General features: G+C 26.4%; 12 protein-coding genes, 1 other RNA gene and 1 pseudogene. 7 read left to right on the forward strand and 7 right to left on the reverse strand.

The features are described from left to right. Window positions 1-84: 84 nt before the first annotated feature. Complete coding sequence (gyrA, locus tag U0T59_00830; protein ID XBC43473.1) at window positions 85-2,610, reverse strand: DNA topoisomerase (ATP-hydrolyzing) subunit A; 2,526 nt, start codon at window positions 2,608-2,610, stop codon at window positions 85-87. Between the two features lie 431 nt (window positions 2,611-3,041). On the opposite strand from gyrA, the gene U0T59_00835 reads away from it, so the two are divergent. Then, the gene (locus tag U0T59_00835) at window positions 3,042-3,770 is read left to right on the forward strand and encodes a DUF2076 domain-containing protein (protein ID XBC43474.1); all 729 of its coding nucleotides are present in this window, start codon (window positions 3,042-3,044) and stop codon (window positions 3,768-3,770) included. A gap of 133 nt (window positions 3,771-3,903) precedes the next feature. Here the strand turns inward: U0T59_00835 and U0T59_00840 are convergent, their stop codons facing one another. Further along, complete coding sequence (locus tag U0T59_00840; protein XBC43475.1) at window positions 3,904-4,503, reverse strand: peroxiredoxin C; 600 nt, start codon at window positions 4,501-4,503, stop codon at window positions 3,904-3,906. A gap of 221 nt (window positions 4,504-4,724) precedes the next feature. On the opposite strand from U0T59_00840, the pseudogene ung reads away from it, so the two are divergent. Beyond that, a pseudogene (ung, locus tag U0T59_00845) lies at window positions 4,725-5,392 on the forward strand (uracil-DNA glycosylase). A gap of 87 nt (window positions 5,393-5,479) precedes the next feature. On the opposite strand, the gene grpE reads toward ung, so the two are convergent. Then, window positions 5,480-6,049 carry a nucleotide exchange factor GrpE gene (gene grpE, locus U0T59_00850; GenBank protein XBC43476.1) on the reverse strand — a complete coding sequence of 190 codons (570 nt, stop codon included), beginning with the start codon at window positions 6,047-6,049 and terminating at the stop codon, window positions 5,480-5,482. Between the two features lie 123 nt (window positions 6,050-6,172). Between grpE and nadK the strand changes: the two genes are divergently transcribed. Beyond that, complete coding sequence (nadK, locus tag U0T59_00855) at window positions 6,173-7,042, forward strand: NAD(+) kinase (GenBank protein ID XBC43477.1); 870 nt, start codon at window positions 6,173-6,175, stop codon at window positions 7,040-7,042. A 167-nt stretch (window positions 7,043-7,209) separates the two neighbouring features. On the opposite strand, the gene ssrA is transcribed toward nadK, so the two are convergent. Then, window positions 7,210-7,569: a transfer-messenger RNA gene (ssrA, locus tag U0T59_00860) on the reverse strand. A 124-nt stretch (window positions 7,570-7,693) separates the two neighbouring features. Here ssrA and grxD point away from each other — a divergent pair. Next, window positions 7,694-8,041, forward strand: coding sequence for a Grx4 family monothiol glutaredoxin (gene grxD, locus U0T59_00865; protein XBC43478.1), 348 nt, complete (start codon window positions 7,694-7,696; stop codon window positions 8,039-8,041). Between the two features lie 74 nt (window positions 8,042-8,115). Here grxD and rnt read toward each other — a convergent pair whose 3' ends face one another. After that, a complete protein-coding gene (rnt, locus tag U0T59_00870; GenBank protein ID XBC43479.1) occupies window positions 8,116-8,757 on the reverse strand; it encodes a ribonuclease T in 642 nt (213 codons plus the stop codon). 223 nt (window positions 8,758-8,980) lie between these two features. Here rnt and U0T59_00875 point away from each other — a divergent pair, with 223 nt between their 5' ends. From U0T59_00875 to ychF, 3 genes are all read left to right on the forward strand, one after another. Continuing rightward, complete coding sequence (locus tag U0T59_00875) at window positions 8,981-9,592, forward strand: Fe-Mn family superoxide dismutase (protein XBC43480.1); 612 nt, start codon at window positions 8,981-8,983, stop codon at window positions 9,590-9,592. A 161-nt stretch (window positions 9,593-9,753) separates the two neighbouring features. After that, entirely contained in the window at window positions 9,754-10,323 is a 570-nt protein-coding gene (pth, locus tag U0T59_00880) for an aminoacyl-tRNA hydrolase (protein ID XBC43567.1), read from the forward strand. A gap of 78 nt (window positions 10,324-10,401) precedes the next feature. After that, window positions 10,402-11,490 (forward strand): redox-regulated ATPase YchF, encoded by a 1,089-nt coding sequence (ychF, locus tag U0T59_00885; protein XBC43481.1) that lies wholly within the window; start codon window positions 10,402-10,404, stop codon window positions 11,488-11,490. Window positions 11,491-11,614: 124 nt separating this feature from the next. On the opposite strand, the gene thrC is transcribed toward ychF, so the two are convergent. Both thrC and thrB read right to left on the reverse strand, forming a co-directional pair. Next, on the reverse strand, window positions 11,615-12,907 hold the full coding sequence (thrC, locus tag U0T59_00890) for a threonine synthase (protein XBC43482.1): 1,293 nt from the start codon (window positions 12,905-12,907) through the stop codon (window positions 11,615-11,617). Between the two features lie 3 nt (window positions 12,908-12,910). After that, a complete protein-coding gene (thrB, locus tag U0T59_00895) occupies window positions 12,911-13,840 on the reverse strand; it encodes a homoserine kinase (protein XBC43483.1) in 930 nt (309 codons plus the stop codon). Window positions 13,841-13,854 lie beyond the last annotated feature (14 nt).

Raw genomic sequence — 13,854 nt, forward strand, 5'->3', positions numbered from 1 at the left:
AAATGTTCTTTTAAATGCGTGCTTGTTTTTAAATTAACATTAACGAATAGTTTGTTAACTTGTATCATGAATTTGTATTATGGCTTATAAAAATGATTCATTTGCTTTTTGTACAGCTACTACTTTTTCTTTTTCTGATGTTCTAATTAAAATAACACCTTGTGTATTTCTTCCAAGGATTCCAATTTCTGATATTCTAGTTCTGACTAATGTTCCAGCATTAGTTATGATCATGATTTGATCTTTTTCTATTACTTGCATAGCTCCAATCATTATTCCATTTTTTTTAGTTATTTTTATTGCAATAGTTCCTCTAGTAGCTCTAGATTTCATTGGAAATTCACAAATTTCAGTTCGCTTTCCGTATCCATGTTCGGTGACAATCAATATGTTTCCAATTCCTCTCGGTACTACTAAAGACACTACTTTGTCTTGTTTTTTTATTGCTATTCCTTTCATTCCAGTAGCATTTCTTCCCATTGTTCTAACTAACTTTTCAGAAAAATGGACAGCTTTTCCTGCTGCAGTAAATAACATTATTTTGTCTTTTCCGTTGGTAAGAGATACACCAATTAATTCGTCATCTTCTTTTAATTTAATAGCAATTATTCCAGCAGTTCTTGGTCGTTTGAACTCACATAAATTAGTTTTTTTAACCATTCCTTGAGCAGTAGCCATAAAAATATTTATGCTATCTTTATATTTTGAAATAGGTAATATGGCTGTTATTCTTTCTTTGGTACTAAGAGGTAAAAGATTAACTATTGGACGTCCGCGAGCATTTCTACTAGCTTCGGGTAATTGATAAACTTTCATCCAATATATTATTCCTCGGCTAGAAAAACATAATATTGTGTCATGTGTATTAGCTACAAGTAAATTTTCTATAAAATCTTCTTCTTTTGTTTTTGCTGCTGATTTTCCTTTTCCTCCTCTTTTTTGCGCTTCATAAGTAGATAATGGTTGATATTTTACATATCCTGAATGTGATAGAGTAACTACTACATCTTCTCGATTTATCATATCGGAAATATTGATGTCTTCATAATTTGTAATGATTTGAGTTTTTCTTTTATCTCCAAAACTCTGTTTAACATTTATTAGTTCTTCTTTCATAACGTTAGTAAGCGTTTGGGTATCTTGTAAGATATTTTCTAACATTATACAGGATTCCTTAAATTTTTTATGTTCTGCGATAAGTTTAGAAGATTCTAAATTAGTGAGTTTTTGAAGACGTAGTTCTAGTACTGCATTTACTTGAATGGGAGTAAAAAATAAAGTTTTATCTTTATTGTATTGAGTTTGCATTGAGTATTTTTTTAAAGTATTATTTAGTTCATTGGTTTTTTTAAAACTTTTTGAGTACCAATTTTTTTCAAGTAACAGCTTTTTTGCTTCTGCCAACGATTTTGCGTTTTTAATTAATGCAATAATTATGTCAATATTTTCTAAAGAGATAATTAATCCTTCAATAACGTGTATTTTATTTTTAATATTTTTTAATTCAAATAAACTACGTCTAGTTATTATTTTTTTTCGATGAGTTATAAACTCGTTTAAAATATCTTTTAACGACATTATTTTTGGTTGTCCGTTAGACAATGCAACCATGTTAATACCAAAAGAAACTTGTAATTGAGTTAAAATGTATAATTGATTAAGAATAATTTCTGGTTTTGCTTCTTTCTTTGTATCAATAACTATTCTCATTCCTTCTTTATCTGATTCATCACGTAAACCGCTAATACCTTCAATTCTTTTGTCTTTTACTAATTCAGCAATTTTTTCAATTACGCGTGATTTATTTACTTGATATGGTAATTCAAAAATAATTAGGGATTCTTTTTTCGTTTTTTCTTGAATTTCTATTTTACTTTTGGCTCTGATATGAATTTTACCTCTTCCTGTTTGATATGCTTCTGTAATACCTGTACATCCATTAATTATACCTGCGGTAGGAAAATCAGGTCCTGGAATATGTTTCATGAGTTCTTGTAAAGTAATTTGATTATTATCTATAAAAGCAAGACAACCATTTATTATTTCTGTGATGTTATGAGGAGGAATATTAGTAGCCATACCAACCGCAATACCAGATGAACCATTAATAAGTAAATTAGGTATTTTTGTAGGAAGTACTTCAGGAATTTTTTCTGTTCCATCATAATTAGGAAAAAATTTTACTGTTTCTTTATCTAAATCACTTAACAATTCATATGCAATTTTAGACATCCTAATTTCAGTGTATCTCATTGCTGCTGCAGAATCCCCGTCTATTGATCCAAAATTCCCTTGTCCATCAATAAGTGTATATCGCAATGAAAAAGATTGAGCCATTCGAACTATAGCATCATATACAGCAGTATCTCCATGTGGATGGTATTTTCCAATAACATCACCTACTATTCTAGCTGACTTTTTGTATAGTTTATTCCAATTATTACTTAATGTATTCATGGCGAATAATATTCTTCTATGAACAGGTTTTAATCCGTCCCTTACGTCTGGTAAAGCACGTCCGATAATAACTGACATAGCATAATCTAAATAAGAATTTTTAAGTTCATCTTCAATGTTGATTTTTATAATTTCTTTTGCAATTTTTTTCATGATTATATTTATCTTTGTAATAATGTTTAGGGTAGTAATATTATCACAATAGAAAATTTGATTAATACAAAAATATTATTTTATAAAATTATCAAATTTCTAAGGTTTTGAGAAAAATATTATTTTTGTTGTTTTGATTATTGAGGAATATGAGTAATATAATAATATTTAAAGGATAAACAATGATCTAAAAAATTTATAATCTATGATAAGTAATATATATAGAATATACATTATATTTTTTATGATGATTAGTATCATTTTATATAAATATTATTTTTATATATTTTTTAAAAAAACATTTTAAATATAGATTGAAATTGATATAAAATATTGTTTTACGATATCATATGATGTATTCTTTTGTTTAGTAGTATTGTATTAAGTTATGACAACAATGTTATTTTATAATGTAATATCACGAGGTTTATATGAATACTGATGAAAAAAAATTAATAGAAGATTTGTTTTTTCGATTACATCAAACTGAGATTCAATCTCCTAATCGAGATAATATTGCTGAAGAGCTAATTAAAAATTTATTAGAAAAGTATCCAAATTCTCCTTACTATATGGCGCAAACCATATTAGTTCAAGAAACAGCAATAAAGAAATTGAATGATAAAGTTTCTGAACTAGAAAGTCATGTTCTTAAAGATAAGAAAGATAAAAAAAATGTATCTATTGGTTTTTTATCAAATTTGTTTGGGACAAAAAAAAATCAAAGTGTTTCAGAAACATATTCTAATAGTTCTATTAATCCATTACATAATAGAGCTTTTGATTCTAATACTAGTCCTTTTTCTTCACAAACTCGTTCTGGCACTTTGTCTCAAATAGGAGCTGCTAATAATACAGGAGGATTTTTTAGTGGAGCACTTCAAACTGCTACAGGAGTAGCTGGTGGTGTAGTGATGGCGAATATGTTAACGAATCTTTTTCAGAATAAAAAATCTGAAGAAGAGGTAATAAATTCAGCTCATAACGTTGATTCTTCTCATGTAGAATCTAACTCTATAGATAATGATCCTGCGCATAATCAGTATATTAACTATGATAGAACGAATTCAGACAATCATGTTGAAGAATGTCATCCGTTGAATTGTGATGTTCATGATGATAATGATTATGACAATTTTGAAGATGATAATTTTATTTAAATATTTTATATATTCATGTTTATAAATGTTTTATAAAAAATGCATAAAACCAGCAACGAACTTATTTTTCTGCTGGTTCATGTAAATAATTATGTTAGTTTATAAATAAAGGTTATTTAATATTTTTATTATTTTATTTTTCACCATATGTATTTTTTAAATATTGTTTTACTCCATCTGAAGTAGGTTTCATTCCGTGATTTCCTGGTATCCAATTGGCTGGACAAACTTCTCCATACGTTTCGTTAAAATTTAGTGCATCTATCATTCTTATCATATCTGAAATGTTTCTTCCAAATGGTAAATCATTTATTACTTGATGACGAACTATTCCTTTTTTATCAATGAGAAAAGATGCTCTTAGTGCTACACCTAATTTTGGATGTTCAACATTGTATAATTTTTGTATTTCTCTTTTTATGTCAGATATTATTATATATTTTATTTGTCCGATACCACCTTGGTTGCGACTAGTTTGACGCCAAGCTTTATGTACATATATTGAATCAATAGATACTCCTATAACTTCCGTATCTCTTTGTGTAAATTCAGAAAGAGACTTGTCGAATGCTATAATTTCTGAAGGGCATACAAATGTAAAATCCATTGGCCAAAAAAATAGTACTGTAGTTTTTTCATTAATGTGGTTTTTAAAATTAAAGCAATCTACAATGTCATTGTTATGTAAAATAGCAGGTGCAGTAAAATCGGGTGCTTGATGTGTTACTAACATATTTATTTCCTTGATTGAGTGATATACTTTATAAAATATAAATTATTTTATTTTAAAAATATTACGCGTTTTACAAAATAGTTTTAAATAATTTTCAATTTTTTAATTTTATGTTTTATTTTAAATGTTTTTAGATGAATGAAATAGTATAATATAGAAATACAGTGCATAATGTTATTATTATAGTAATGATATTTTTAAAATTGAAGTTTTGATATTTTATGAGTAATTGTATCATGAATTGGAAAGATGTATTAAAAGAAGAAAAAAAAAATTATATTTTATTAGTATTATTAAAAATCTTGCTAATATCAGACAAACTAAAATAGTATATCCTCCTAAACATGAGGTATTTAATGCTTTTTCATTAACAAATTTTTCTAATATAAAAGTAGTTATTATTGGTCAAGATCCATATTTTAAAAAAGGTCAAGCGAATGGATTAGCGTTTTCTGTGCAAAAAAATGTTAAAATTCCTCCCTCTTTAGTTAACATACGAAAAGAATTAGTTAATGATATAGGTAAAAATTTTTTATTTCAAAGTGGATGTCTTAAAAATTGGGCTCGTCAAGGTGTATTTTTATTAAATTCTGTTTTAACAGTAGAATCAAATAAACCCGGTTCTCATTTTAAATTAGGATGGGAAAATTTTACTAATAAAGTTATAAAAATTATTAGCGATTATCATACAGGAGTTATTTTTTTGTTATGGGGATCATATGCTAAAAAAAAAATAGCACATATTTGTATTCGCAAACATCATATTTTATTGGCATCGCATCCATCACCGTTATCATCTTATCACGGTTTTTTTGGATGCCGCCATTTTTCAAAGACAAATTTTTTATTAAAAAAACAGAATAAAACTCCAATTAATTGGTTTATATGACTAATTTTATGTTATGCATCATAATATGATGTTATATGCGTCATGTATTTTTAAAAATATAACATTTTTATTGTAATTTTTGTTATTTTAAATATTGTTTTTTCTTTTTTTTATTTTTACTATGGCTTTTCGTATGATCTCTCCTTGACATATATAACCGTCTTTAATGACTGATGAAACATAATAAGTATGAATATCATCTAATTTTTCATTGGATTCAGTTTGATGTAATGATGCATTAAATTTTATATTTTTTTGATTTTCTATAGTTAAATTAAATTTTTGAATTGTATCCAATAGTAATTTTAGTGTTAATGTGATTCCTTCTATTATTTTATTATGTTTAATATTAAGTTTATATGCAGTATTTTTTATGTTTTTTAAATTATCTAATATGGGAATAAAATTAATGCAAAAATATTGAAATTGCATTTTTTTTATTTTTTTTATCTTATTGTAAGTATTTTTTTTTATGTTTTCGATTTCAGCTTGTTCTCGTAATTTAATATTTATAATGTTTTTTTTAATGTTAAGTATTTTTTCGTTCAATTTATTTTCATCTTCAATAGTATTATTTCTATTGTCATTAGCTTCTTTTTTTTTGATATCTATATTATTATTTTTTGTAAAATCTAAATCTTTATTTTTATTATTCATAAAATTTTTCTCTGCATTTGTTTGAAATATTCCATACTTGTTAAGTATGGAGAATCATAATAAATTATTCAACATTATGTATTAAATAATAATTTATAATTGCATTATAAAGGAACCCATTTCGTGAAACAATTTTTTTATTGTATTGGAATAGTAGGTTATCCTCGTCATTTTAGTGCGTTATCTACACACAAGATGCTATATAATTGGTTAAAAAAAAAAGAATATCATGTTATTGTTGAAGATAAAGTAGCTAATAAATTGGGTTTAGAAGGAATAGATGCAGATTCATTACCTAACATTGGTAAACAGTGCGATTTAGTAATAGTGGTAGGCGGAGATGGAAACATGTTGCATGCAGCTCGTATATTGTCTGCTTATAAAATAAAAATTATTGGTATTAATAGAGGAAATTTGGGTTTTTTAACTGATTTAAATCCTAATACTGCATTAAAGCAGTTGTTATGCGTACTTTCTGGAGAATATATTCAAGAACGTCGTTTTTTATTAGAAGTAAAAATTATTAAAAAAAATGGATTGTTTTCGATAAGTAAAGCTATTAATGAGATAGTATTGCATGCTGAGCATGTAGCTCGTATGATAAATTTTGAAGTATATATTAATAATGACTTAGCTTTCTCTCAACGTTCTGATGGTTTAATTATTTCAACTCCTACAGGATCTACTGGGTATTCATTGTCGGCTGGGGGTCCTATTTTGGTTGCTTCATTGGATGCAATCGTGTTAGTTCCTATGTTTCCTCATACTTTGTCTTCTCGTCCTTTAGTAATAAATAATACCAGTACAGTTTGTTTAAAATTTATGGAAACTATATCAGAATTAAGAATTAGTTGTGATAGTCAAATAGTTTTATCAGTAGAAGAACACGACGTTGTTTTGGTTCAAAAAAGCAATGATTTTTTATTTTTAATACATCCTAAAAATTACAGTTATTTCGAAACCTTAAGTTCTAAGCTACATTGGTCTAGATAATAGTAATCAATATATAAATGTTTTTTAGTGTGAGTGATAAAATTATTCTTTAGAAGAACATAGTATTTTACGTAGTAAATACATACATAAAAACTTAAATACACATTATTAATGTTTGATCGAATAATATGAATTTTTTTTGCATTTAAGATGGGATATTTTAGTATATATGGAGCTGGCGGGATTCGAACCCGCGTCCAAAATTTTTACGACTTCAGTACTACATGCTTAGTCTATTATATTTAATTAATCTATAAACGTATAGACACATTATAAATTTTTTCTTATTATATTTTTTTTTAACGACTAAAATTTATAAGTATAATTTTAATACGCGATCTCTTATTTTTTGATCCTGTTTTCTTTTTAAGAGAAAAAAGAATCAGGAAGCTTTAGTTTAACTTATTAAGCTGCTAAAGCGTAGTTGTTATTTTTTGCTACTATATTTTACGGCTTTTATCGAGGCAAACCGTTCCTCGGCATGCACTTTAGTTTTCAATAATTTTGTCGAATCCAAAATCAGCCCCTTTTATTAATTGTATAATAAAAAACAATTATAATCTAGCAATAAATTGTATAAGAATTTATGTATAATTTATAAGTTATACAACTTTTAATAATAATTTTAAAATTTATGTAGGAAAAATTAACGTGAGTACTATTAATGTAATTAAAGATCAAATTAAAAAAAATCCTGTATTAATCTATATGAAAGGATCACCTGATTCACCTAGTTGTGGTTTTTCTGCTCAAGCTGTTCAAGCATTGTTATCATGTGGTAAAAAATTTGCATATGTTGATATTCTTGAATACCCAGATATTCGTATTGAGTTGCCAAAGTATGCTAATTGGCCAACTTTTCCGCAATTGTGGATAAATGGAAATCTTATAGGAGGTTGCAATATTATTCTAGAGTTGTTTGAAACTGGTAAATTACAAAATTTGGTCACAAAGGCTTTTGACAACATTGCAGTGCCTAATAATATATCTAAAGCTTAGTTTTTGAAATTTTTAAAAGTATTTATATGAGAAATAGTTAAATAATGATTTAATATTTTTAAATAAAATATATGTTATCGTTCATTATTGGGTGGCCATCCACCCAATTTTTTCCAACGATTAACTATTTCACAAAAGAGGTTAGCTGTTTTTTTTGCGTCGTATATAGCTGAATGTGCTTGGTTATTGTCAAAGTTTAATCCGATAGCTTTACATGCTTTTGCTAGGACCGTTTGTCCTACAGCTAGACCGCTTAATGTAGCTGTATCGAAAACGGAAAATAAATGAAATGGATTATTTTTTATGTTATTTCTTTCAATAGCAGCCATAAGAAAGCTATAATCAAATATTGCATTGTGAGCAACAATAATACCTTTTTTGCACTTATTTTTTTTAATTCCTAAGTTAATTAATTGAAACATAGAATTTAACGCTTTATGCTCATTAATAGCATTGCGTAGTGGATTAAATGGATCAATTTTATTGAATGCAATGGCGTTAGGATCAATTATTGATCCTATAAAAGGTTTGATATGATAGTGTAAAAAGTGCTCTTGTTTTATCAATCCTGATGAATTCATTTTTAATGTAATGGCAGCAATTTCTAATAATGCATTAGTTTTTGAGTTAAATCCAGAAGTTTCAATATCTATGATTACAGGATAAAAAGTTCTAAAGCGTTTATTTAAAGAATTTTGTTGTTTAATTTTGTACATTAGATGTCCAGTTTATATTAAAATTTATTTAATTCTTTTCTTGTTTACTGTATAATATCAATTTAAGAACGTTTTTATGAAAATAATTAGATAATATAATTTATAACTTTTAATACTATATGAATTGATATAAGATTGTATTTTTTTTTGCAATAACGTCTTAAGTTTTTTAAAAAATGCGACTGTGATCAAATAATATATTAAGATTTGTAGGATTATCAAAATGAAATATACTTTACCTGTTTTGCCTTATTCTTATAATAGTTTAGAACCGTATTTAGATGAAAAAACGATGAGAATTCATCATATTAAACATCATCAAGCATATATTAATAATACAAATGATATGCTACATAATAGTAGTTTCATAAATTTATCTATTGATACTTTAATTTCTCAATTAGATGTTATAGATGTTAGTAATAAAATAAAGTTACAAAATAATGCTGGTGGACATGCAAATCATAGTTTATTTTGGACTATTTTAAAACTTGGAACGGTTTTAGAAGGTGATTTAAAAATTGCTATTGAAGATAATTTTGGTTCTATAACCAATTTTAAAGAAGAGTTTGAAAGAATAGCTGTTAATCATTTCGGTTCTGGTTGGGTTTGGTTAGTAAAAAACAATAAAGAATTATCTATTGTTTCTACTGTTAATCAAAATAGTCCATTAATGGGACAAAATATATCAGGAGTGTCAGGATTTCCTATCTTATGTTTAGATATTTGGGAACATGCTTATTATTTAAAATATCAAAATAGACGCATGGATTATATACGTGCTTTTTGGAACGTAATAAATTGGAATGAAGTGAGTAAGAGATTTAATAGATAATTGAAACTTAATTTTTTTAACAAGATTTTTCTATATAGCTGTATGTATAAACATTTTCATATATTAGTATTTTGAGTATAAATTTTCAAATATAATCAAAATTATTTTATTAAATCGTCTTCTAATTATAATATCATGAGATGAATTTGACAAATATTAAATTGATAGTTGGATTAGCTAATCCAATCGTCGTATATGATAAAACTAGGCATAATGTAGGTTCTTGGTTTATTCAGACCTTAGCTCGTCATCATAATCAAACTCTAAAAGAAGATAAAAAGTTGTTGGGATATACTGGATCTTTTTTTTGTGTTGATTTTAAAGTACGTTTATTTATACCCAATGTGTTTATGAATTTAAGTGGAAAGTCTATTTTTATTATTTCTAGGTTTTATCGTATTGCATTAGATGAAATTTTGATTATTCATGATGAATTAGATTTAAACCCTGGATGTATTAAATTAAAGTTTGGTTGCGGGCATAATGGCCATAATGGAATAAGAAATATTATTAACGTATGGACAAAAAAAAACAATTTTTTAAGAATGCAAATTGGAATTGGTCGTCCTGAAAAAAAGAAAACAGTAGCTGATTTTGTTTTATCTCCGCCCACATTAGAAGAAAAACGTTTAATTGAGAAGTCTATATTTCATGCAATATATGCTACTAATTTGTTAATACAAGAAAAAAATGTAAAAATAGCACAAGAGATATTAAAAAATAAGTGTTAAATAAATTATTTCGAACATTTCGAGTACAAATTTTAAAATTTAACATTTTATTTTGAATATAGATAAGGTAAGTTTATTATGAGTTTTAAATGTGGACTAGTAGGATTACCTAATGTTGGCAAATCAACTATATTTAATAATTTAACAAATTTAACAGTGTCAGCAGATAATTTTCCATTTTGTACCATTAAGCCTAATATTGGAATGATTTTGGTTTCTGATAGTCGTTTAAATGTTATTGCTAAGTTAGTTAATTCTAACCGTATTATTCCCACTCATATAGAGTTAGTAGATATAGCTGGATTGGTAAAGGGTGCTTATAAGGGAGAAGGATTGGGTAATAAATTCTTAAATTATATTAGGCAAACAGATCTGGTTATTCATGTGGTACGTGGATTTAAAAATAATGAAATTGTCCATATACATGGTCAAGTAAACCCTATTGCAGATATTGAAATAATTAATTTAGAATTGATATTATCTGATCTTGAAATTTGTAAAAATAGAATCAAGAAACTTAAAAAAAGTTATCTATTAAACAAAAATACTTTAAATGTGGAAATTGAAATATTATATCGTTGTTTGGATTTTTTAAAAAAAAATAAATGTCTAAAATTATTGAATTTAACTCAGGAAGAAATAAACATAATTAGTTATTTAAAGTTTATTACGTTAAAACCAATGATTTATGTTGTTAACATGAGTATAAATACTAATAATAATGCATGTCTTGAAAAAGTTTATAAATTATCAAAACAAGATAATTCTAACGTATTGTTGGTTTATATGGATGTTATGAACAATAATTTTATTCAAAATAATAAAAATAAAGTTTTAAGTAGTTGTAAATTAAATTTAGATGTATCAGGATTAAGTGCTATTTCTAGTTCTGGATACGCTTTATTAAACTTAAAAACGTTTTTTACTGTTGGAAAAAAAGAAGTACGTGCATGGACTACTACAAGTGATATTGAAATTTATAAATCAGTAAAATGCATTCATACAGATTTAAGTAAAGGTTTTATTCGAGCTCAAGTTATTTCATATTCTGATTTTATTAAATATGGAGGAGAAAAAAATGTTAAAAAATTTGGAAAAGTTAGAATGGAAGGAAAAAATTACTATGTAAATGATGGAGATATTATCCATGTTCTATACAAAGTATAAACATATGTTATTGTTTCAAACAATGGGTATTTTAAAAAATTATTTTAAAAAATTGATAGAGTGTTGTTCTTGTTATTTTTTTTGTATATAGAGAAAAATTGTATCTCTATATACGAATAATGTTTTATTTTTGTAACAAAAAGTTTTTTAATATAGAAAAGTTGGGATTAATATTATGTGATAATAAAGGTAATTTAATTCGACTTTCTAATTCTATAGGTAAAGGTAAAGTTATATTTAATATTTTTTCTACTGTTTTTTTAAACTTAGATGGATGAGCAGTACCTAAAAATAAACCGAATTCGCTTTCTTTTATTTTATTTTTTAATAAGTAATATGCTACTGCTGCATGTGGTTCTGAAATGTAACCTTTCTCTTTAAGTTCTCTTAAACTTTGTTTTGTTAATGAGTCAGATACACTACCAAATCTAAGTTTTTTTAATGGCCATGATTTTCTTTTATATAGTTCTTCTACTCTTGGCCAATTGTTTGGCTGGCTTATATCCATAGCATTGGATATAGTTGATATAGTATTTTTAGGTGACCATCTCCCTGTATTAAGAAATCTTGGTATTGTATCATTAGAATTTGTGGAAGCTATAAAATATTTTATAGGAAGTCCTAAAGATTTGGCTAATAATCCAGCAGTGATATTTCCGAAATTTCCACATGGTACAGATATAACTAGATTTTTCTTTTGTTCATCAGTAATTAAAGAAAATGCTTCAAAATAATAGCATATTTGTGCGAATAATCTACTGATATTAATTGAATTTGCAGAATTAAGTCCTATTAATTTTTTGAGTTCATAGTCTTGAAAAGCTTGTTTAACTAAATTTTGACACTCGTCGAAACTACCATTAATTGAAATAGTTGTTATATTTTCTCCTAATGTACAAAATAGTTTTTCTTGTAGTTCACTAATCTTTCCTTTAGGATACAGAATTATGACTCTAACATTTTTCATTTTGTAAAATGCGTGAGCAACTGCTGCTCCTGTATCTCCAGATGTAGCAGTCAAAATAGTTATAATATCGTTTTTATTTTTGTTCAAAAAAGAAATAACATTAGCCATAAATCTTGCTCCAAAATCTTTAAAAGCAAGCGTAGGTCCATGAAATAGTTCAAAACAAGCTATATTTTCTGTAATTGGTACCATAATTGGAGTGATACAGGAAAATGCTGCGTTGATTTGTTCTGATAACTCCGATTTATCAATTTCGTTTCCTATAATAATAGAGAGTATTTCACTGCTTCGTTCAAGAAAATTCATTTCTAGTAATTCTGAAAGTTTATTTTTGGAGATTATTGGTAGTTCTTTTGGAAAAAATAATCCTTGATTTTTTCCTAATCCAAGTGTTACAGCTTCTGAAAAATTAACTTCTTCTCTTATGTGTTTGATATTATAAAGTTTCATGTATTATCCTATTTGTCGAGTACCTATGGTATCTAATTTACAAATATGAACAAATCCTTGGTCAGTTTGGAGATAGTTTTTATGAAGCCATGTTTTTATGTTTTTTGCAATTTTTATATCATCAGAAATAGCAAAAATTGTTGGGCCTGATCCTGATATTCCAAATCCTATAGATCCTATTTTTTTAATTTCTTTTCGTGTTTTTAAAAAGTTGGGTAATAATTTAATTCGATACGGTTCAGCAATAACGTCATTCATGAGCTGCGCGGCTAATTTAGGTTGTTTTGTATATAAAGAATGGATAAACCCGGCTAAATAACGACTATGTTTAATACAGATATCTTTACTATATTTTAAAGGTAAAATAGTCCTTGCATCTGCTGTTGTTATTTTTACTCCAGGCCAAGCAATAATCCATAACCAGTTTTTAAACATTGGTAATTGTTGGCATATAACGTTTTTTTTATTAATTATTAATTGAAGTCCTCCTAGAAAACAAGGTGCAACATTATCATAGTGTACGCTACCAGATATTTTCCCTTCTATTTTTCCCATAAGTAGTAGCAGATCAGCTGTTTTAATGGGATTATTAAAATATGTATTTATGGCAATAATAGAAGCAACAACAGAACAAGCACTAGATCCTAACCCTGATCCAATTGGCATATTTTTTTCCAGGGTTATAGTAATTGGAATGTTTTTTTTTAAAAGTGAACAAAAATAGGTCCAACATTTCCAAACTATATTTTTGTTAATATTTGTTGGTAGTTGATTTGAAAATGTTCCTTTATTTATTAAATTAAATGTTTTTGAAGGGGTTATAGTGACAATGTCTCCCAAAAACGATCCATCTATTGGTGCAATGGCAGCACCTAATACGTCAAATCCAACTCCTACATTTCCAATTGACGCAGGAGAATAAATTTTTATCATTATTTATACCCCTT

Origin of the sequence: Buchnera aphidicola (Meitanaphis flavogallis), from assembly GCA_039830035.1 — a bacterium.
GTDB lineage: Bacteria > Pseudomonadota > Gammaproteobacteria > Enterobacterales > Enterobacteriaceae > Buchnera_B > Buchnera_B aphidicola_AZ.